Here is a 20405-nt window from a genome sequence, read left to right on the forward strand (position 1 = left end):
CGATGTCGATGGATCTCCCGGTGGTCGTCGGTGTCGACGGCTCCGAGCCGAGTCTGCGGGCCGTCGACTGGGCGGCCGAGGAGGCCGTCCTCCGGAGCGTGCCGCTGCGGATCGTGAACGCCTGCCTGTGGGAACGCTACGAGGGGGCCGCTCTCGTCCACGACCTCGGCAAACCCGCCGGAGAGGTGCTGCCGCAGGACCTTGTCCGGGATGCCGTCCGGCGCGCCGGAACTCGCCACCCGGACCTGAAGGTGACCTCGGAGGTGGTCTTCGAGGAACCCGAGTACGCGCTGGTCCGTGAGAGCCGCAACGCCTGCGCACTGGTGACCGGCACCCGCGGCCGCGGCGGCATGACCGAGGCCCTGCTGGGCTCCGTGAGCCTGACCGTGGCCGGGCACGCGCACTGCCCGATGATCGTCGTCCGGGGCAGCCACGACAACCAGGCCCGGGCCGGGCGGCACGGCCGCATCGTCGTCGGGGTAGGCGAGAAGACGACCCTGGACTTCGCCTTCGAGGAGGCGCGGCGGCGCGCGGTGCCGGTGGAAGCGATACGGGCCTGGCGGTGCCCCGCGCACGAGACCACCGACCACCCGCTGCTCGCCGGAGAGCCCGCCCGGCTGCACGAACAGCAGGCCGTCGAGGCTCTGGACGCCGCACTCCAGGACGCCCCCGCCGATGTCGAACTGCGCCGCCGCACCGTCGAGGGTCCCGCCCGCACCGTGCTGGTGGACGCCTCGCACCACGCCGACCTCCTGATCCTCGGGGCCAGGCGCCGCCCGCGGCACTTCGGGCTCCAGCTGGGCCGGGTGGCCCACGGAGTCCTGCACCACTCCGCCTGCCCGGTCGCGATCGTGCCCGAACAGGCGTGAGCGCGGCGACCGGCTGCTCGGAGACGCGCTGCGAACGCCCCCGCCCTGATCGACCCGTACCGATGACTTCCGGAGCCACTCATGCCCAAGGTCGAACACCTGGACGCCACCGCTTCGTCCGGACTCTCCGATGCCGAACTGCGCACGCTGGACGCCCACTGGCGGGCCGCCAACTACCTGACCGCCGGACAGATCTACCTGATGGCGAACCCGCTGCTGACCGAGCCCCTGAAGCCGGAGCACATCAAGCCGCGGCTGCTCGGCCACTGGGGCACCTCCCCGGGGCTGAACCTCGTGTACGCGCACCTCAACCGGGTGATCAAGGCGCGGGGGCTCGACGCGCTGTGCGTGTGGGGGCCGGGGCACGGCGGGCCGTCCGTGCTCGCGAACTCCTGGCTGGAGGGCAGCTACAGCGAGACCTACCCGGACGTCTCCCGGGACGCGCAGGGGATGGAACGGCTGTTCCGACAGTTCTCCTTCCCCGGTGGCGTGCCGAGCCACGTCGCCCCGGAGACCCCGGGCTCGATCCACGAGGGCGGTGAGCTCGGATATTCGCTCGCCCACGCGTACGGGGCCGCCTTCGACAACCCGGACCTGCTGGTCGCCTGCGTGATCGGGGACGGCGAGGCGGAGACCGGACCGCTGGCGGCGTCCTGGCACTCCAACAAGTTCCTGGACCCGGTGCACGACGGCGCTGTCCTCCCGATTCTCCACCTCAACGGCTACAAGATCGCCAACCCGACCGTGCTCTCCCGCCTGCCCGAGTCCGAACTCGACGAGCTCCTGCGGGGCTACGGCCACGAACCGATCCACGTCACCGGCGACGATCCGCTCCAGGTGCACCGGGCCATGGCCGCCGCGTTCGACGACGCGCTGGAGCGCATCGCAGTGATGCAGTCCACCGCCCGCGAGGACGGCGTCCCCGGGCGCGTGCACTGGCCCATGATTGTGCTGCGCACCCCGAAAGGCTGGACCGGCCCCGCCGAGGTGGACGGTGTCCCCGTCGAGGGCACCTGGCGCGCGCACCAGGTCCCGCTGTCGGGCGTACGCGAGAACCCGGAGCATCTGAGGCAGTTGGAGGCCTGGCTGCGCTCGTACCACCCGCAGCAGCTCTTCGACGCCGACGGCCGGCCCGTCGCGGACGTCCTCGCCTGCGTGCCCGAAGGCGCCAGGCGTCTCGGTTCCAGCCCGTACGCGAACGGCGGCCTGCTGGTACGCGACCTGCCCGTCCCGGATCTCGACCGCTTCGCCGTACCCGTCGACAAGCCGGGCACCACCCTGCACGAGCCGACCCGGGTCCTCGGCGACCTCCTCGAACAGGTCATGCACGACACCTCGGCAAGCCGCGACTTCCGGGTCGTCGGACCCGACGAGACCGCCTCCAACCGACTGCAGGCCGTCTTCAACGCCAGCGGCAAGGCCTGGCAGGCCGAGCACCTTCCGGTCGACGAGCACCTCGAACGGCACGGCCGGGTGATGGAGATCCTCTCCGAACACACCTGCCAGGGCTGGCTGGAGGGCTATCTGCTGACCGGTCGGCACGGGCTGTTCTCCTGCTACGAGGCGTTCGTGCACATCGTCGACTCGATGGTCAACCAGCACATCAAGTGGCTGAAGACATCGCGGGAGTTGGCCTGGCGCGCTCCGATCGCTTCCCTCAACTACCTGCTGACCTCGCACGTGTGGCGCCAGGACCACAACGGCTTCTCCCACCAGGACCCCGGCTTCGTCGACCACGTCCTCAACAAGAGCCCCGAGGTCGTCCGCGTCTATCTGCCGCCGGACGCCAACACCCTGCTCTCCGTGGCGGATCACGTGCTGCGCAGCCGCGACTACGTGAACGTGATCGTGGCCGGCAAGCAGCCCTGCTTCGACTGGCTGTCCATGGACGAGGCGAAGGCGCACTGCGCCCGCGGCGCCGGGATCTGGGAGTGGGCGGGTACGGAGAACGGCGGCGAACCGGACGTGGTGCTCGCTTGCGCCGGCGACGTCCCCACCCAGGAGGTGCTGGCCGCCGCGCAGTTGCTGCGTCGCCACCTGCCGCAGCTCGCCGTCCGCGTGGTCAACGTCGTCGACATGACCCGGCTGCTGCCCCGCGAGGAACACCCGCACGGAATGAGCGACTTCGAGTACGACGGCCTGTTCACCACCGACAAGCCGGTGATCTTCGCCTACCACGGCTACCCCTGGCTCATCCACCGCCTCAGCTACCGCCGCACCGGCCACAAGAACCTGCACGTGCGCGGCTACAAGGAGTCCGGCACCACGACCACCCCCTTCGACATGGTGGTCCGCAACGACCTCGACCGCTACCGCCTGGTCATGGACGTCATCGACCGCGTCCCCGGCCTCGCCGTCCGCGCCGCCGCCGTACGGCAGGAGATGGCCGACGCCCGCACTCGCCACCATGCGTGGATCCGCGAGCACGGCACCGACCTGCCCGAGGTCGCCGACTGGACCTGGAGCAACTGAAAGCCCCGGCCCCGCAAAGGAGTTCACCACCATGACCGTACGTGTCGGCATCAACGGCTTTGGTCGCATAGGCCGCACCTATCTCCGCGCGGCACTCGACCGCGCCGAAGCGGGCACCCAGGACGTCGAGGTGGTCGCCATCAACGACATCACCTCGCCCGCCACCCTGGCCCACCTCCTGGAGTACGACTCCACGTTCGGACACATCGGACGCGAGGTCGTTCACGACGACAGCTCGATCACCGTCGACGGGCGACGCATCGCTGTGAGCGCCGAGCGTGACCCGGCGTCGCTCCACTGGTCCGACTACGGTGCCGACATCGTCGTGGAGTCCACCGGCCGCTTCCGTGATCGCGACTCCGCCGCCCTTCACCTGAAGTCCGGCGCCCACACCGTGCTGCTGTCCGCGCCCGGCAAAAACGCGGACGCGACCATCGTGATGGGTGTCAACGACGACACCTACGACCGTCACAGCGACCGGATCATCTCGGCCGCCTCCTGCACCACCAACTGCGTCGCCCCGATGGTGAAGGTGCTGCACGAGGCCTTCGGCATCGACCGCGGCATGATGACCACCATCCACGGCTACACCAACGACCAGTCCCTGATCGACAGCCCGCACAAGGACCTGCGCCGGGCCCGCTCGGCAGCGCTCAGCATCATCCCGACCAGTACGGGCGCCGCCCGTGCCGTCGGGCTCGTGGTGCCGGAGCTGGCCGGGGCGCTGGACGGGATCGCGGTCCGTGTTCCGGTCGAGGACGGTTCCCTCACCGACCTCGCCGTGGTCCTGCGCCGCGAAGCGACCGTGGGCGAGATCAACGAGGCTTTCACCGCGGCCGCCGAGGGACCGCTGCACGGCATCCTCCGGGTGTCGAAGGCGCCCATCGTGTCTCGCGACGTCATAGGCGATCCCTCCTCCTGCATCTTCGACCCGGCCCTCACCCAGGCCAACGGCACCCTCGTCAAGATCTTCGGCTGGTACGACAACGAGTGGGGCTACACCAACAGGCTTCTCGACCTCACGGCCCTCGTCGCCGACGACTGACACAGCCCGGAGGGGGCCGGTGCCGCCGATCACCGGTCCCCTTCGCATGCCTGGGACGACCGGCGGAAACGTTGGGCCGACCGGCCCTCCGGAGCACCCCGGACAGCCCATGGGAGCCAGCCACGATCCGCTGGATGCTCGAAGTGCCGAGAGGCTTGGAGGAGATCCCCCATGACGGACGACGTGCTCAATCGACCCCCGGTCCACGCCCTGCTCGCGGACGGCACCACCGTGTGCATCCGCCCCGTGGCGCCCGGAGACCACGATCAACTGGAAGGGCTCTACGAGGAGATGTCCCCGGAGAACCTGAGGCTCAGGTTCTTCGCGGCGAGCCGCCGGTCGGCCGCCCTGTCCGCCGACCGCGCCTGTGCCCCGGGCCGCTCCGGCTACCGCGCCCTGCTGGCGGAGACCCAGGGCCGGGTGATCGGCCTCGCCGAGTACGACACGGGCGACGACAAGGACGCCGCAGAGATCTCCATCGCCGTGGCCGACGGGCTGCACCACCGGGGTGTGGGCACCCTGCTCGTCGAGCACCTGGTCTCCGCGGCCCGCGCGGACGGCATCACCACCTTCACCGCCGACGCGCTCAGCGAGAACCACGAGGTGCTCCGCCTCTTCGCCGACCTCGGGTTGCGCACCGCCCGGCACTTCGAGGGCCCAGAGGTGCGCTGCACGGTCGCGCTCGACGAGGACGACGCCTATCTGTCGGCCGTGGAGGCCCGCGGGAGCTCCGCCGACGTGGCCAGTCTCCAGCCCCTGCTGCGGCCGAAGGCCGTCGCGGTCGTCGGCGCCGGACGCAAACCGGGGTCGGTCGGCCGGGCGATTCTCCACCATCTGCACACCGGTGGCTACGCCGGCCGTCTGTTCGCGGTGAACCCCGCGGCGCACTCGATCCTGGGGGTGCCGTCCCACCCGGCGGTCGGCTCCCTCCCCAGAACTCCCGACCTCGCGGTGCTCGCCGTACCCGCCGCCGCGATCCCGGCGACAGCCGAGGAATGCGGCAAGGCGGGCGTACGAGCCCTTCTGGTCGTCACCGCGGGGCTGGACGCCGACCAGGCCCGAGCACTGCTGTCCGCCTGCCGCACCTACGGCATGCGCCTCGTCGGACCCAACTGCCTGGGTATTTCCAACACCGACCCCGAACTGAGCCTGGACGCCACGTTCGCGGCGGATCACCCGCGCCCCGGCACGGCGGGAGTCGCCGTGCAGTCCGGTGGTGTCGGCATCGCCCTGCTGGACGGGCTGTCCCGGCTCGGAATCGGCGTCTCCTCGTTCGTCTCCCTCGGCGACAAGTACGACGTCAGCGGCAACGACATGCTCCAGTGGTGGGAGAGCGACGGCCGCACCGACCTTGCTCTGCTCCACCTGGAGTCCTTCGGCAACCCGCGCGCCTTCTCACGTACCGCCCGCCGGGTGACCCGCCGGATGCCGGTGCTCACCGTCGACGCCGGCCGCACGGACGCCGGACGACGTGCCGCCGCCTCGCACACCGCGGCCGCCGCGACGCACACCATGACCCGCCAGGCCCTGTTCACCCAGGCCGGGATCACGGCAACCCGCTCGGTCGGCGAACTCCTGGAAGCCGCCGCTCTGTTGCACTCCCAACCGCTGCCTGAGGGTTCTCGGGTGGCCATAGTGACCAACGCCGGCGGCGCCGGCGTCCTGGCCGCGGACGCCTGCGCGGAGGCGGGGCTCGCCCTGCCGCCGTTCACCCCCGCAGTGATCGACGGCTTGCTCGCCGTACTCCCCGACGGCGCCTCGATCGGCAACCCGGTCGACGCCACCGCTGCGGTGACGGAGGAACGGCTCGGCGACTGCGTGGACCGGCTCATGGCAAGCGCGGGCATCGACGCCGTACTGGTGGCGCTGGTCCCCACCGCGGTCGCCGAGGCGACCGGCGACGACCTGGTGCGGGCACTCACCCGAGCCCCTGGACGCCGGGCCCGGCCGGTCGCCGTCGTACGTCTGGGACAGGCGCTGCCGGTCGAGCTGCTGCTCGCAGCGGACGGCGGTACCATCCCCTCCTACGCCGAACCGCACGCGGCTGCCCGCGCATTCGCCCACGCCGCCCGACGCGCTGCCTGGCTCGCCCGTCCTGCGGGCACCGTGCCGGAGCTCCCGGGCGTCGACACCCGGCGCGCGCACACCATCGTCGATGACCATATGAGGGCGCATCCGGACGGCGGCTGGCTCGACCCGCGCACCTGTGCCGCACTCCTGTCCTGCTACGGCATCCCCCAGATTCCCTGGGCCTGGGCCGAGACCGAGGACGACGCCGTCCTCGCGGCCGACCGGCTGCGCGGCTTCGACGGCCGAGTGGTCATGAAAGCCCACTGGCCGGGACTCGTGCACAAGACGCAGCAGCACGCGGTCCACCTCGACCTGCGGGGTGACGCCCAAGTGCGGTCCGCCTTCCGCGACTTGGAGACGCGGTTCGCCGGGCTGATGACCGGGGTGGTCGTACAGCCGCTCGCCGCCCGCGGCACCGAACTGTTCGCGGGTGTCGTCCAGGACGAGGTCTTCGGTCCACTGGTCCTGTTCGGCCTCGGCGGTACGGCGACCGAAGTACTCGCGGACCACGCGGCCCGGCTCGCCCCGCTCACCGACCACGACGTGCACGACCTGATCACGTCCCCGCGCTGCGCCCCGCTGCTGTTCGGCGTGCAGGGCAGCGCCCCTGTCGACCTCGAAGCCCTGGAACACCTGCTGCTGCGGCTGTCCCGGATGGCCGCGGATCTCCCGCAGCTCGCCGAGGCCGACTTCAACCCGGTCCTCGCGGCTCCGGGCCAGGTCACCGTGCTCGACGCACGGATCCGCCTGCTGCCGCGCCGGCCTCACGACCCCTATCTGCGCCGACTCCGCTGAGGAGGATCAGCCATGAAGCACAACAAGGTCGGCTCCGTGATGACCGGTGATGTCGTCCGGGCCGAGTACGGCACCCCGTTCAAGGAGGTGGCGCGGCTGCTCGCCGACCACCACATCAGCGGACTGCCGGTCGTCGACGAGGACGACAAGGTCATCGGCGTCATCTCCGAAACGGACCTCATGGTGCGCCAGGCGGCAACCCCTGATCCCTTCGACCCCCCGCGCCGTCGGCGGCTCCCCGCGCTGACGCGCAGCGCCCGGCGGCAGTCCGTGAAGGTCAAGGCACGTACGGCCGGACAGCTGATGAGCGAGCCGCCGGTCACCGTGCGCGCCGACGACAGCATCGTCGAGGCCGCCCGGACGATGGCCCAGCGGCGCGTGGAGCGGCTGCCCGTCCTCGACGAGGAACACCGGCTCGTCGGCATCGTCACCCGCCGCGACCTGCTCCAGGTCTTCCTGCGGCCCGACGCGGAGATCCGCGAACAGGTCGTCCAGGAGGTGCTGCTTCGCGCCTTGTGGGTGCCGCCCCACAGCATCGACGTCTCCGTGACGGAAGGGGTCGTCACCCTTACCGGCCAGATGGAGCGCAAGAGCGAGACGGAGATCACCGTCTCGATGACCCGACAGATCGACGGCGTGGTCGCCGTGGTCGACAACCTCACCTGGCGCCTGGACGACGAACGGCTCCAGCCCGACGAACAGGCACTGCACGGTGTGGCCGACGACTGGCTGCGCAAGCTGTGAGAGGAGGCGGACCACCATGACCGGCAGGCGCCCATCGGAGCACTGCCTGGGCATTTCCAGAGCGGTCGACGTGGGCGACGATGACGTGCTTCATGAGATCCGCCTTTTCTCGAGTGGACGATGGGCAGTGCCTTCAGGTGGTCCTGTGCCCCCACTGAGGACCCGCGAGGTCCCACTCCCTGCCCCACCCTTCGATGCGCCGCAGTTCCAGCCGCCACCGTGCGACGGCTCCGAGGGCGTAGACACCGCCTGCGAGGGCGAGCCCGGCGAAGGTACCCAGGACACCCGCCTCGACAGCGGCCTCCGCGGGGCTCGGCGGTTGGGTGGCCAGGCTGCCCTGGTCGTCCTGCCAGAGCACCACATGGCTTCCGGCTCGCATGCCGGTGTCGACCGGAGTGCGGTCGGTGCGGACGGAGCCGTCGAGGGCCGTCCAGCGGACGTCGGCCAGGACCTGGTCGCTCGACGAGCGGACCGATGAGGCGCGCTTGGGCGCATCGGTGAGGAGGACGGCTTGGACGGAGTGCCGCTCGGCACGCTGCTGTGCGAATGTCTCGTCGGCGGCGTGTGCGGTCACCAGACCGGCGGCCGTGCCTCCCACCGCGACGACCGCCCACAAGGCCAGCACGAGCCAGGCCTCGACGATGTCGTCGTGGCGTCGCAGCGGATTGCTCCGCCAGCGCCAGAACAGCTTCCTCGCGGACTCGTTGCCGTCCATGGCTCCGCACCTCCTCCAGTCGTCACACCTTCGAAGGTGGCAGCCCTGGGCGGGCGGTCACATGGGCCGAGAAGACGCCATCGCGGGGCCGCTCGGGACCGGTTCCCCACCGGGAGTAGGGCCGTTCGGCACGGGAGGCGGCAGATGGGAGTCCATCTCGAACACCCCGCCCAGCCCGGCAGCACGGAGAACCCGCAGGAAACCGCCGTTCTCGGTGACGAGCCGGAGCCTGCCCCGCCGCGACCGGACCCTGTTCCGGGTCCGACACAGGACGCCCAGGCCGGCGCAGTCGATGAAGGAGACGAGGCGCAGGTCGAGCACCAGATCGGGGCGCGGGCCCGAGGACAGGGCGTCGAGGCCCGATGCCAGCGAGATCGCCGCTACGAGGTCGATCTCGCCGTACAGCGTCACGACGGTCGTTCCGTCGATCGTGCGGACCGAGACGGGTGGTGCGGGCCGCGTGCGCTTTTCGGACATGGTGAGAACCAAGCCGCTCCGGTGGACGGTACGGAAGGGCCGATCGGCCCCTGCGGGCTGGGCCTGGTGGGCCCACGGGGGTATCTCGTGACTGCCGTGTGCAGCGGGCGGGCCCCGTCCGGCGCCGGAAGTGGCCCGACCGGCCCAAGCGACGCTCCTGGACACGGGCCAGGCTGGACTTGCGGGGCAAATCCAGCCGCGGGAACGGCACCAGGCTCGTACTGGCAGTCGACGCCTCGCGGCCGGACCCGGGCTCCGCAACCGATCGAGTGGAGTGAGGAGCGCCATGAAAGGCTACGTGTTCCACGGCGCCGGACAGTCCGCCTGGGAAGAGGTCCCGGACCCGGCCATCAAGGAGCCCACCGACGCGATCGTGCGCGTCCGCGCCGTCACCATCTGCGGCACGGACCTGCACATCCTCAAGGGTGACGTTCCCGAGGTGCGCCCCGGCACCGTGCTGGGGCACGAGGCGGTCGGCGAGATCGTCGAGGTCGGCAGCGACGTCCGGACCGTGCGGCCGGGAGACCAGGTCCTGGTCTCCTGCATCACCGCGTGCGGCCGGTGCTCCTACTGCCGTCAGACGATGTACGGCCAGTGCCGGGGCGGCGGAGGCTGGATCCTGGGCCACTTGATCGACGGCACCCAGGCCGAGTACGTCCGCGTACCCTACGCCGACCTGTCCGTGCACCCCCTGCCCGCCGCTATGGACAGCAAGGAAGCCGTCCTGCTGGCGGACATCTTCCCGACCTCCTACGAGGTGGGCGTGCTCAACGGGCACGTGCGTCCCGGAGACACCGTGGCCGTCGTCGGCGCCGGTCCCATCGGGCTGGCGGCGATCGCCACGGCCCGGCTGTTCTCTCCCGAGCGGATCGTCGCGGTGGACCTGGCCCCCTCCCGGCTGGAGGCCGCCCGGAAGCTCGGCGCCGACGCTGTGGCCGACGCTCGGGAAACCCCCGAGCAGCTGATCGCCGACCTCACCGACGGGCTCGGCGCGGACGTCGTCATCGAGGCCGTGGGCGTGCCGGAGAGCTTCGAACTGTGCACCCGCATGGTCCGCCCCGGTGGACACGTCGCCAACGTCGGCGTGCACGGCGCCCCCGCGACCCTGCACCTCGAAGACCTGTGGATCAAGAACATCACGATCACCACTGGTCTGGTCGACACCTACTCCACTCCCACCCTGCTGCGGATGGCCGCTGCCGGACGGCTGCCCACCGCACAGCTGGTCACCCACACCTTCCCGCTCAACAGCATGGAGGAGGCGTACGACGTCTTCTCCCGCGCCGGCGACACCGGCGCCCTCAAGGTCGTTCTCGGCGAGGAGCAGCACGAGGCCGTCGCCGTGCGCGAGGCCTGACGAAAGGAGGTGACGGCCATGCCCGAACGGACAAGGACCGACGCCGCTACGACGGCGGAACGGCCGTTGGGCGACCTGGGACGCCGACTCGCCGACCGGCGCGCACACCTTGGCCTGACCCGGCAGGAGACAGCCGCCCGGGCGGGCATGGCGCCCAGCTACCTGAAACACCTGGAGGAGCATCCCGGCGCCGCTCCGAACAGGGGCACGCTCCTGAGTCTGGCCTCCGTCCTGGAGACCACGGTGTCGGAGCTCACCGGCGGAGCCGCCGACCGTCCACCCGGCCTCGAACAGGCTGCCCGTACACCCGAGTTCACGGAGCTGGGCACGGACGAGTGCAGGGCCCTGCTCGGCACGCACGGCGTGGGGAGGATCGCGGTGTCGACCCCTTCGGCGCCCGCCGTCGTGCCGGTCAACTACAGCGTCGTCGACGGCGCGATCGTATTCCGGACAGCCCCCGGCACGACGCCGTCGCTGGCGTCCGGTCACCAGGTGGCCTTCGAGGTCGATCGCATCGACGACGCCTTCAGCAGTGGCTGGAGCGTGCTCGCGCGCGGGCCCGCACACATCGTCACGGATCCTGACGAGACGCGTCGGCTCGACGAACAGGCATACACCGCTCCTTGGGCGGGCGGCCATCGTGACCTCTGGATACGGATCGAGCCGCGCACGATCACCGGGCGCCGGATCACTGTCTGACCTTCCTGCCACCTGTACCGAACGGCCCTGTCCCAGAGGGCTGTTCGGCGTCTCGGCAGGTCCCCCTCGACCCCTGCCCCGAACAGCGGCGGACGAGGAGCATCACCGGTGGAAGCAGACCAACAGAGCGCGCACAGAAGGGAACCAGGCTATGACTCTTCGTCATCACGTGGTAGTCGGAGTGGACGGTTCGCTGGTCTCCACCCGGGCACTGGACCTGGCCGCGGACGAGGCGGCTCGTCGCGGGACCGCGCTGCGCGTGGTGTACGCCGTGACCGACCATGACGAAGCGGGACCGGTCCTGGTCTCAGCCGTGTCGCGGGTACACAAACGGTACCCCGCTGTGAAGGTCGTGCCCACAGCCGTGGCGGGAGACGCCGCACGGGCGCTGGCGCGTGAGAGCGCGGGCGCGGCCCTGACCGTCGTGGGCACGCGAGGGCTGGGTGGCGTCGCCGGCCTCGTGCTCGGTTCGGTGAGTCTGCGACTCGCCGCGCACCTGCGCAGTCCGCTGCTCGTCGTGCGCGGTGACCGACCGCACGACGACGACCGCCGCAACGTACTGCTCGGCCTGGAGAGCGACACCGACGCGGAGGCCGCCGTCTACGCCCTGCAGGAGGCAGAGCGGCGCGGTGCACGCCTCCAGGTGCTTCACTCCTGGACGCACCGGCACACGACCCCCGAACTGCCCTCGCCGATACCGGCGACCAGCCCGGGACAGACGCGCCTGGCCGTGCACAGCCGGGCAGAGGAAGCGGTCTCACGCTTCACCATGGCAGAGATATGCGAACAGCACCCCGGCGTGGAGGTCGAAAGCCGAACTGTCCGCACCACCCCGGCGCACGCATTGGTCGAGGCCACCCGTGGGGCCGCCGTTGTCGTCATCGGATCGCACCGCACGGGTGGCCCTCACGGCGCTCATTTCGGGTCGGTCACCCACGCCCTCCTGCACCGCTCGCACTGCCCTGTGCTCGTCGTCCCCACCGGGTAAGCGCCCCCGCACCCCCGATTCCGCAGGCCGCCCGAGCGTGGTTCAGACCTCGCCCGGGCGGCCGTCCGCGATGAGCAGGACACCGGTGACCAAGTCCGGATGGATTCGAATCGCCTGGTCCATGCTCTGGTCCACCCACGGGTGCAACATCCCCCGATAACGGGCCAGCTCACCGGGTTCGGTCACCAGGCGGGCATATCCCGTCACCACCACGCTCCAGCCCAGATGGGTGTCCGGGTCGATGTCGTCGGCCTCGTAGGCGACGACGACACCGGAGCCCTCGGTCTGCCGGGCGTGCATGGTCAGGGCTGCGGCCTCATGGGTGCGGATGACGATGTCACCGCCGTCCAGGACGTGGTTGACCGGACGTACGGTCGGCAGGGCGTGCTGGGTGAAGACGATCCTCCCCAACGACACGCTGCCCAGCAGGCGGAGCGCCTCGACGCTGCCCAGTTCGATGCGGCGGCGCGGTTCCGCGGTGATGTGCCGGTGATCGGTGTCGTGATTCATGACGGGCTTCCGTTGGCGTGTGTTCGAAGGGTGTGCTGCTCGCTGTTTGACCGAGATACGGCCGGAGCGACACCGCGGGGGATCGGTGCCGCTCCTTGAGTTCACTGTCTCCCGAACCGCGACCTCTCTGTAGGGCCGATGGACCCTGGTGGGGCCCATGCGGCCTCATCGGCTGTCACTGGCCTCGCTCGCGGGCAGTGCGGCCCGGCCCGCCTCCAGACGCGCCACCGGGACCCGGAACGGCGAGCAGGAGACGTAGTCCAGTCCCGCCGCGTGGAAGAAGTGGACGGAGTCGGGATCGCCGCCGTGTTCGCCGCAGACGCCGAGCGTCAGGCCGGGGCGGGCGGCGCGGCCCTCCTCGACCGCGATCCGGATCAGCCGTCCCACGCCGTCGCGGTCGATGGTCTCGAACGGTGAGGTGGGGAAGACGCCCTTGTCGAGGTAGGCGGAGAAGAACGCCGCCTCGACGTCGTCGCGGGAGAAGCCCCAGGTGGTCTGGGTGAGGTCGTTCGTGCCGAAGGAGAAGAACTCCGCCTCCTCGGCGATCCGGCCGGCGGTGAGCGCGGCGCGGGGCAGCTCGATCATCGTGCCGACCGGGCACCGCACCGGAACTCCGGACTCGTGTGACACCTCGTCCAGTACCCGCTCCACCTCGGCGCGTTCGATCCGCAGTTCCTCCACCGCGCCGACCAGCGGCACCATGATCTCGGCCCGCGGAGAGCCTCCGGCCCTCGTGCGGGCCACGACGGCCTCGGCGACGGCTCGTACCTGCATGGCGACCAGACCCGGAACCACCAGCCCCAGGCGCACGCCGCGCAGGCCGAGCATCGGGTTCTCCTCGTGCATGCGGTTCACCGCGGCGAGCAACTCGGCCTCGTGCGGCTCCGGTTGCTCACCGCGGGCCTCGGCGGCCGCGATGCGTACGGCGAGTTCGGTGCGGTCGGGCAGGAACTCGTGCAACGGGGGATCCAGCAGGCGGATGGTCACGGGCAGTCCGTCCATTGCCTCCAGGATGTCGGTGAAGTCCTGCCGCTGGAGTGGCAGGAGAGCCGCCAGTGCCTGGTCGCGATCGGAGTCCGTTCCGGCGAGGATCATCGCCTCGACCAGCTTGCGGCGCTCGCCGAGGAACATGTGCTCGGTACGGCACAGCCCGATGCCCTGCGCGCCGAACCGGCGGGCTCGCCGCGCGTCCTCGGGGGTGTCGGCGTTGGCGCGGACCTCCAACCGCCGTAGGGAGTCGGCCTGTTCGAGAGAGCGGGCCACTGCGGCCACGACCCCGTCGGACTGCTCGCCGGTCTCCAGGTACCGCATCGCCTCGGAGGCGACCAGCGGCACCGCACCCGCGTACACGGCTCCCGCGGTGCCGTCCACCGAGATGACCGTGCCCTCCTCGACGACGGTTCCGTCGGGGGTGGTGAAGTGCCGGGCCGCGGTGTCCACGGTGAGTTCCTCCGCGCCGCAGACGCACACCTTGCCCATGCCGCGGGCGACCACGGCCGCGTGGCTCGTCTTGCCGCCCCGGCTGGTCAGCACGGCCTCGGCGGCGACCATGCCGGGCAGGTCGTCGGGGGTGGTCTCCTGGCGGACGAGCACCGTCCTCTCGCCGGCCGCGGCACGCCGTACGGCCTCGGCGGAGTCGAAGACCGCCGCGCCGACCGCCGCGCCGGGCGAGGCCGGGAGGCCGTGGGCGAGCGCGGCGCCGGTGGCGTCGGTGTCGAAGCGCGGGAACATCAGCCGGGCCAGGCCGTCTCCGCTGACCCGTGCCAGTGCCTCGTCCGCAGTGATCTGCCCTTCCTCGACCAGTTCGGCGGCGATGGCGAACGCGGCCTCGGCGGTGCGCTTGCCGACCCGGGTCTGGAGCATCCACAGCGTGCCGCGCTCGATGGTGAACTCGATGTCGCACAGGTCGCGGTAGTGCCGCTCCAGGGTCCCCATGTGGTCGCGCAGGCGCAGGTAGGAGTCCGGGTCCAGCTGCTTCAGCTCGGTCAGGGGCACGGTGTTGCGGATGCCGGCGACAACGTCCTCGCCCTGGGCGTTGGCCAGGTAGTCGCCGTACAGGCCGGGCCGGCCGGTGGCCGGGTCGCGGGTGAAGGCGACGCCGCTGCCGGAGTCGGGGCCGAGATTGCCGTAGACCATGCGCTGCACGGTGACCGCTGTGCCGAGGTCGTCGGGGATGTGCTCGCGGCGGCGGTACAGGCGGGCGCGTTCGCCGTTCCAGGACCGGAAGACGGCGAGGATCGCCAGGCGCAGCTGCTCGGCGGGGGACTGGGGGAAGGCCCGGCCCGTCTCGTCGAGGATCAGCCGCTTGTAGGTCTCGACCAGGCCGGCGAGGTCGCTCGCGTCCAGGTGCAGGTCGTCGGGGGCTTCGCGGGCCTCCTTGAGCAGGGTCATGGCCTCGTCGAACCGGGTGGTGTCGACTCCCATGACCGTGCTGCCGAACATCTGGACGAGCCGGCGGTACGAGTCCCAGGCGAAGCGGTCGCTGCCGGACGCCTTGGCGAGGCCCAGGACGGAGTCGTCGTTCAGGCCGATGTCCAGGACGGTCTCCATCATGCCGGGCATGGAGAAGCGCGCCCCGGACCGGACGGACACCAGCAGCGGGTCGTCCCGCTGCCCCAGTCGGCGCCCGGCGGACTCCTCCAGGGCGGACAGGTGCCGGGAGACCTCGGCCGACATGCCCTCCGGCTCGGCGCCGGTCGCGAGGAAAGCCCGGCAGGCGTCGGTGGTCACGGTGAAGCCCGGCGGGACCGGCAGGCCCAGCCGGGGCATCTCGGCCAGGTTCGCGCCCTTGCCGCCCAACAGATCCGCCATGTCCCGGCGGCCCTCGCGGAAGTCGTACACGTAACGGACCATGACGCTGCACTCCTCGGCTCGACGGGCTCGGTTCTGCACTTCGGTCACGACACAGCCCCAGCGTCGAACACCGCCCGGTCCGCCCGGCAGGTACTGTCCGTCCCCTTCGCAGGGCCGAACGGCCCCAGTGCGTCGGTGGGGTGAAGGCAGGCGCCCGTCAAGCGTCAGTTCACGGGGAAGGCGGCCACCGGGCCCCCTGCCGCCGGGGCCGTACCCGTATCGTCACCAGCCGTCGGCCGGTAGCGTGACCCATGACTGAAGCGGCTGACGTCAGCCTGCCCGAGGTCGGAGGAGGCGCAGGTGGCGAGCCCCGAGGAGCCGCAGGAGGCCCGTGTACGGCTGCCGCAGCTGAGGCTGGACGAGCTCTTGGAGGAGCTTCAGGCGCGGCTGGACGCGGCCCGTGGAACTCGGGACCGGGTGCACAGTCTGCTGGAAGCGGTGCTCTCGGTCGGCCGTGAGCTGGATCTGGAGCAGGCGCTGTACAGCATCGTCGAAGCCGCCGCGACGTTGGTCGACGCCGAGTACGCCGCGCTCGGCGTGATCGATCCCGACGGCAAGCGGCTGTCCGCCTTCCACACGGTTGGGGTCACCGAGGAGCAGATCGCCCGGATCGGCCCCTACCCCGAGGGGCACGGCATTCTCGGCGAGCTGATCCGCCATCCCGAGCCGCTCCGCCTGACGAAGCTCTCCGAGCACGCCGCGTCGTACGGCTTCCCGCCCAACCACCCGCCGATGAACACCTTCCTCGGCGTCCCCATCCGGGTGCGCGACCAGGTCTTCGGCAACCTGTACCTCACCGAGAAACGCGGCGGCGCGCAGTTCGACGAGGACGACGAATCGGTCCTGTCGACCTTGGCCGTCGCCGCGGGCGTCGCCATCGACAACGCCCGCCTCTACGAGCAGTCCCGGCTGCGGGAACGTTGGCTGCAGGCCAACGCGGAGGTCACGCACAGCCTGATGTCCGGCGGAGGGCGCAGCGAGGTGCTCGGCCTGATCGCCGAGCGGGCCGGCGAGATCACGGGATCGGCGCTGTCCGTGGTCGCACTGCCCATGGAGGACACCGGGTCACTCGCAGTGGAGATCGCCGTCGGGCTGGACGCCAAGGCGCACCAGGGGCTCGTGCTGCCCGTGGACACGACCTTGATGGGGCTCGCCTTCTCCGCTGCCGCCCCGGCCGTCAGCACGGACGTCTCCCACGACGATCGGATCTCTCCGGAGCCCCCTCGCTTCCAGGGCCTCGGCCCCGCCGTCGCCGTGCCCATCGGCACGCGCGAGGGCGGTGTCCGAGGCGTGCTTCTGCTGGCGCGGAATTCCGGCGGACCGGAGTTCTCCCCGACGGAGACCGAGACCCTGCAAGCCTTCGCCGCACAGGCCGCCGTCGCGATGGAACTCGCGGAGCGACGTCAGGTCGCGGAGGAGGTCGCGGTACTCAAGGACCGCGACCGTATCGCCCGGGACCTGCACGACCTGGCCATCCAGCGGCTGTTCGCCACGGGCATGACCCTGCAGAGCGCGGGCCGCTTCATCGAGCATCCCGAGGCGTCCGAGCGCGTCGTGCGAGCGGTGGACGACCTCGACGAGACCATCAAGATCATCAGGTCGACGATCTTCGGCCTGCGCTCGCGCGAGGGCACCGATGGGAGTGGGCTGCGGGCGCGCGTGGTGCGGATCGCAGGCGAGGCGGCGCCACTCCTGGGCTTCGCGCCCAGCGTGCGGCTGGAGGGGCTGGTCGACACCGACGTACCGCGGGAGATCGCCGAGCACGTGGTGGCCGTACTCTCCGAGGCACTGACCAACATCGCCCGGCATGCCCAGGCCGGGCGCGCCGGCGTCGTCCTCACAGCCGACTCGCGCCAGGTCCGTCTCACGGTCACGGACAACGGCACCGGCGTCTCTCCCGGCGGCCGCCGCAGCGGACTGCGCAACATGGCCGAACGGGCCGAACAGCTGGGCGGAGAACTGGAGTTGAGCAGCCCTGGGGACGGCGGTACCTCATTGACGTGGTGGGTGCCGACGCCGACCGCGTGACAGGTCGCGGCAACGAGGTCCTTCGGCCGCAAGGCTTGGGCCGTTCGGCCCATGTCCCGGGCGGCCAGGTGTCGGAGCCTGAGGGTGATGTGAAGGCATCCGAGCACATGGGAGGACGCCATGCCCGGCACTCCGTATGCCGTGAACGACGTGATGACCCGTACCGTCGTCGCAGTGCATGGCGGCGCAGAGTTCAAGGACATCGTGAGGACGATGCGGCGCTGGCGGGTGAGCGCGCTGCCCGTGCTGGACTCGGACAACAGGGTCATCGGTGTCGTCTCCGAGGCCGATCTGCTGCCCAAGGAGGAGTACCGCGTCAGTGACCAGGACCCGGATCCTTGGCCGGCGGCACGGCGCCCGTCCGACCTGGCCAAGGCTGACGCCGTGACCGCCCAGAAGCTGATGACCAGCCCCGCAGTCACGGTGGGTGAGGACACCACCCTTGTCCGGGCCGCGCGCACGATGGCGCACGCCAAGGTCAAGCGACTGCCAGTGGTCGACGACGAAGGCGTCCTGAAAGGAATCGTCAGCCGTTCCGACCTCCTCAAGGTGTTCCTCAGGAGTGACGAAGACATCGCGGATGACGTCCGCCGTGAGATCGCGACGCACCTGATGGCGGTTCCCGTTCAACCGATCGGGGTGGAAGTGCGCGACGGCGTCGTGACACTCACCGGTCGCGTCCGCGACACCACACTCCTGCCCTTGGCCACCCGCCTGGTGCGGGCCGTCGAGGGTGTGGTGGACGTTCATTGCGCACTCCAAGGACCGCTGCGCCGCCCGAACCTCGATCCCGACCTTCCCGGTAGTGCAGGAATGTGATCGATCCGAAACGGCAGGAGCCAAACGTCCTCCTGACCGGGCCGTTCGGCTCACGCGTGGTTCAACTCCGGTGCGGGAAGCTGGAAGTGGCGAAAAGGCTGACAAGTGTACGGAGGAGGGAGACATGAACGGCATCATCGCGCGGCTCCCGGGCTGGCCGACGCTTCCCGATCTGTTCGGGTGGGCCGAGTCCGGGCTCCCCGGGGCGCACGCGGTACCGGGGCTGCACGGCATCCGGGTCGAAGAGCGCCTGACGGACGGAACCTACGTGTTGCGTGCGGAGCTTCCCGGCATCGACCCCGCCAAGGACGTCGAAATCACCGTGTCGGAAGGCGTTCTGACCCTCCGGACCGAGCGCACGGAAGAGACCACCGAAGAGCACCGCACCGAGTTCCGCTACGGCAACTTCGCCCGCTCGGTCCGGCTGCCGGCCGAAGCCAAGGGCGAGGAGGCGACTGCGGAGTACAAGGACGGTGTCCTGACGATCACGGTCCCGGTCCCGGAGGCGAAGACGGGTACCAGGACCATCCCGGTGCGGCGCGGCTGAGACAGGGGCACGCCGAGTCGCACGGGTGTGCGTGGCCGGGGGCTTCCCCGGCCACGCACGCCCTTGTACCCACGTCGGCCGTCCCTCGGACGGACCGCGCTCAGCACGGGAGTGGACGTCCGCAGGGTGTCCGCAGGTCAGGGGGGCTCCGGTCGGCGCGGAATCCAGGGACGCCTGTCCACCTGCATCCGCTTCATAATCGTCGCCTCCTCAAGGGCTGCGGTCTGCCGATACACCGGCACCGCATGTACGACAGGCTTCTCCGCCAGCAGTGCTCCGGCGATAGGGGCGCCTGGCCTTGACCCGTGGGTCAGATGGGCCACGGCGGGATCCGACCGACCCAGAGGTTCCGTCGCCGTTCGTCGACGAGGGTGCCGACCGCCAACGCCCGAGACGTAGGCCGATGGCATGGGCCGAACGTCCTCGGCAAGGGCCCATCGGCCTCTCGTGCAGCCCGCCAGCGAGTGGGACGGTGAGATGAAAGCCCTGGCTGCCTGCGAGGCAGCCTGGCGGAAGGCGGTGAGGACGATGACGCTCCCCCTGGTCGTGGGAGTCGACGGATCGGATGCGAGTCTGCTGGCCGTCGACTGGGCGGTGGACGAAGCCGCCCGCCGCGATGTGCCACTGCGGCTGATATACGCCTCCCTCTGGGAGCGATACGAGGGGGCTTTGCCGTCGACGGGGCGGAAACGCCCCTCGGAGCAAGTGCTGGCCGAGCACATCGTCGCCTCGGCGGCCGAGCGTGCCGCACGACGCGACGCGGCCGTGAAGGTGTCCACCGACATCGTCTCCGCCGAAGCGGCTGACGCCCTCCTTCGTGCGGGCAACAACGCCTTCGCCCTGGTGACAGGGGCACGCGGCCGCGGTGAGCTGCAGGGACTGCTGCTCGGTTCGGTCGGCCTTGCCGTGGCGGCCCGCGCGCACTGCCCGGTCGTTGTGGTCCGGGGCGACAACGCAAGCCTGGCAGGTACGCACGAGCGGATCCTGCTCGGTGCGGGAGACCCGGCCACCGGTGGTGAAGCCGTGCGCTTCGCCTTCGATGAGGCCGCGGTGCGCGGGTGCGCCCTCGACGCCGTACGCGCCTGGCGCTGCCCCGCGCACGAGGGCGCCGACCACCCCGCCCTCGCCGACGAACCCATGCATCAGCACGAGGAGCAGGCCTCGGCCCAACTCGACGAGCTAATGCGCGAAGCCATGGCCGAACACCCCGACGTCCGTGTGCGCCGTACCACTGTCGAAGGCCCCGCCCGCAGGATCCTCGTGAACCGCTCGGCCGCCGCCGACCTCGTGATCATCGGGGCCCGTCGCAGGCAGGGCCACTTCGGCCTGCAGCTCGGCCGGGTGAGCCACACCCTGCTGCACCACGCGCACTGCCCGGTGGCGGTCGTTCCACAGCTGGTGTGAACGTTGTCCTTGG

The 20405-nt window shown here is 70.8% G+C and carries 16 protein-coding genes; 12 read left to right on the plus strand and 4 right to left on the minus strand.

The genetic code is table 11. The features are described from left to right. The first annotated feature begins 2 nt into the window (after positions 1-2). The 5 genes from M2157_RS43480 to M2157_RS43500 all read left to right on the plus strand — a co-directional run bounded on the left by M2157_RS43480 (position 3) and on the right by M2157_RS43500 (position 7995). Entirely contained in the window at positions 3-869 is an 867-nt protein-coding gene (locus tag M2157_RS43480) for a universal stress protein (protein ID WP_280867943.1), read from the plus strand. Positions 870-950: 81 nt separating this feature from the next. Next, the gene (locus M2157_RS43485) at positions 951-3341 is read left to right on the plus strand and encodes a phosphoketolase family protein (RefSeq protein ID WP_280867944.1); all 2391 of its coding nucleotides are present in this window, start codon (positions 951-953) and stop codon (positions 3339-3341) included. Between the two features lie 31 nt (positions 3342-3372). After that, the gene (gap, locus tag M2157_RS43490; RefSeq protein WP_280855645.1) at positions 3373-4386 is read left to right on the plus strand and encodes a type I glyceraldehyde-3-phosphate dehydrogenase; all 1014 of its coding nucleotides are present in this window, start codon (positions 3373-3375) and stop codon (positions 4384-4386) included. Positions 4387-4557: 171 nt separating this feature from the next. After that, positions 4558-7251 carry a bifunctional GNAT family N-acetyltransferase/acetate--CoA ligase family protein gene (locus M2157_RS43495; RefSeq protein WP_280867945.1) on the plus strand — a complete coding sequence of 898 codons (2694 nt, stop codon included), beginning with the start codon at positions 4558-4560 and terminating at the stop codon, positions 7249-7251. Between the two features lie 12 nt (positions 7252-7263). Beyond that, positions 7264-7995, plus strand: a complete 732-nt coding sequence (locus M2157_RS43500; RefSeq protein WP_280867946.1) for a CBS domain-containing protein — start codon at positions 7264-7266, stop codon at positions 7993-7995. Between the two features lie 133 nt (positions 7996-8128). On the opposite strand, the gene M2157_RS43505 is transcribed toward M2157_RS43500, so the two are convergent. After that, positions 8129-8710 carry a hypothetical protein gene (locus M2157_RS43505; RefSeq protein ID WP_280855640.1) on the minus strand — a complete coding sequence of 194 codons (582 nt, stop codon included), beginning with the start codon at positions 8708-8710 and terminating at the stop codon, positions 8129-8131. Between the two features lie 57 nt (positions 8711-8767). Continuing rightward, positions 8768-9187 carry an STAS domain-containing protein gene (locus M2157_RS43510; protein WP_280867947.1) on the minus strand — a complete coding sequence of 140 codons (420 nt, stop codon included), beginning with the start codon at positions 9185-9187 and terminating at the stop codon, positions 8768-8770. Positions 9188-9473: 286 nt separating this feature from the next. On the opposite strand from M2157_RS43510, the gene M2157_RS43515 reads away from it, so the two are divergent. The 3 genes from M2157_RS43515 to M2157_RS43525 all read left to right on the plus strand — a co-directional run bounded on the left by M2157_RS43515 (position 9474) and on the right by M2157_RS43525 (position 12231). Further along, positions 9474-10544 carry a zinc-dependent alcohol dehydrogenase family protein gene (locus M2157_RS43515; RefSeq protein WP_280867948.1) on the plus strand — a complete coding sequence of 357 codons (1071 nt, stop codon included), beginning with the start codon at positions 9474-9476 and terminating at the stop codon, positions 10542-10544. 18 nt (positions 10545-10562) lie between these two features. Then, entirely contained in the window at positions 10563-11243 is a 681-nt protein-coding gene (locus M2157_RS43520) for a pyridoxamine 5'-phosphate oxidase family protein (protein ID WP_280867949.1), read from the plus strand. Between the two features lie 151 nt (positions 11244-11394). Beyond that, positions 11395-12231, plus strand: a complete 837-nt coding sequence (locus tag M2157_RS43525; RefSeq protein ID WP_280867950.1) for a universal stress protein — start codon at positions 11395-11397, stop codon at positions 12229-12231. Between the two features lie 42 nt (positions 12232-12273). On the opposite strand, the gene M2157_RS43530 is transcribed toward M2157_RS43525, so the two are convergent. Together M2157_RS43530 and ppdK are read right to left on the minus strand one after the other, a co-directional pair. Next, positions 12274-12741: a pyridoxamine 5'-phosphate oxidase family protein gene (locus tag M2157_RS43530; RefSeq protein ID WP_280867951.1), complete on the minus strand. Its 468-nt coding sequence runs from the start codon at positions 12739-12741 to the stop codon at positions 12274-12276. Positions 12742-12906: 165 nt separating this feature from the next. After that, on the minus strand, positions 12907-15594 hold the full coding sequence (gene ppdK / locus M2157_RS43535; RefSeq protein WP_280867952.1) for a pyruvate, phosphate dikinase: 2688 nt from the start codon (positions 15592-15594) through the stop codon (positions 12907-12909). Between the two features lie 300 nt (positions 15595-15894). On the opposite strand from ppdK, the gene M2157_RS43540 reads away from it, so the two are divergent. From M2157_RS43540 to M2157_RS43555, 4 genes are all read left to right on the plus strand, one after another. Then, positions 15895-17622 (plus strand): GAF domain-containing sensor histidine kinase, encoded by a 1728-nt coding sequence (locus M2157_RS43540; protein WP_280867953.1) that lies wholly within the window; start codon positions 15895-15897, stop codon positions 17620-17622. 120 nt (positions 17623-17742) lie between these two features. Continuing rightward, the gene (locus tag M2157_RS43545) at positions 17743-18441 is read left to right on the plus strand and encodes a CBS domain-containing protein (protein ID WP_280855632.1); all 699 of its coding nucleotides are present in this window, start codon (positions 17743-17745) and stop codon (positions 18439-18441) included. 124 nt (positions 18442-18565) lie between these two features. Further along, positions 18566-18988 (plus strand): Hsp20/alpha crystallin family protein, encoded by a 423-nt coding sequence (locus tag M2157_RS43550; protein ID WP_280855631.1) that lies wholly within the window; start codon positions 18566-18568, stop codon positions 18986-18988. Between the two features lie 528 nt (positions 18989-19516). Then, a complete protein-coding gene (locus tag M2157_RS43555) occupies positions 19517-20392 on the plus strand; it encodes a universal stress protein (protein ID WP_280867954.1) in 876 nt (291 codons plus the stop codon). Positions 20393-20405 lie beyond the last annotated feature (13 nt).

It is taken from the genome of Streptomyces sp. SAI-127 (assembly GCF_029894425.1).
GTDB lineage: Bacteria > Actinomycetota > Actinomycetes > Streptomycetales > Streptomycetaceae > Streptomyces.

Bases quoted from the DNA above. Each gene is read 5' to 3' on its own strand.
- M2157_RS43485 (WP_280867944.1), top strand. From the start codon at position 951: ATGCCCAAGGTCGAACACCTGGACGCCACCGCTTCGTCCGGACTCTCC.
- M2157_RS43510 (WP_280867947.1), bottom strand. From the start codon at position 9,187: ATGTCCGAAAAGCGCACGCGGCCCGCACCACCCGTCTCGGTCCGCACG.
- gap (WP_280855645.1), top strand. From the start codon at position 3,373: ATGACCGTACGTGTCGGCATCAACGGCTTTGGTCGCATAGGCCGCACC.
- M2157_RS43515 (WP_280867948.1), top strand. From the start codon at position 9,474: ATGAAAGGCTACGTGTTCCACGGCGCCGGACAGTCCGCCTGGGAAGAG.
- M2157_RS43555 (WP_280867954.1), top strand. From the start codon at position 19,517: ATGACGCTCCCCCTGGTCGTGGGAGTCGACGGATCGGATGCGAGTCTG.
- M2157_RS43500 (WP_280867946.1), top strand. From the start codon at position 7,264: ATGAAGCACAACAAGGTCGGCTCCGTGATGACCGGTGATGTCGTCCGG.
- M2157_RS43545 (WP_280855632.1), top strand. From the start codon at position 17,743: ATGCCCGGCACTCCGTATGCCGTGAACGACGTGATGACCCGTACCGTC.
- ppdK (WP_280867952.1), bottom strand. From the start codon at position 15,594: ATGGTCCGTTACGTGTACGACTTCCGCGAGGGCCGCCGGGACATGGCG.
- M2157_RS43495 (WP_280867945.1), top strand. From the start codon at position 4,558: ATGACGGACGACGTGCTCAATCGACCCCCGGTCCACGCCCTGCTCGCG.
- M2157_RS43505 (WP_280855640.1), bottom strand. From the start codon at position 8,710: ATGGACGGCAACGAGTCCGCGAGGAAGCTGTTCTGGCGCTGGCGGAGC.
- M2157_RS43480 (WP_280867943.1), top strand. From the start codon at position 3: ATGTCGATGGATCTCCCGGTGGTCGTCGGTGTCGACGGCTCCGAGCCG.
- M2157_RS43525 (WP_280867950.1), top strand. From the start codon at position 11,395: ATGACTCTTCGTCATCACGTGGTAGTCGGAGTGGACGGTTCGCTGGTC.
- M2157_RS43530 (WP_280867951.1), bottom strand. From the start codon at position 12,741: ATGAATCACGACACCGATCACCGGCACATCACCGCGGAACCGCGCCGC.
- M2157_RS43550 (WP_280855631.1), top strand. From the start codon at position 18,566: ATGAACGGCATCATCGCGCGGCTCCCGGGCTGGCCGACGCTTCCCGAT.
- M2157_RS43520 (WP_280867949.1), top strand. From the start codon at position 10,563: ATGCCCGAACGGACAAGGACCGACGCCGCTACGACGGCGGAACGGCCG.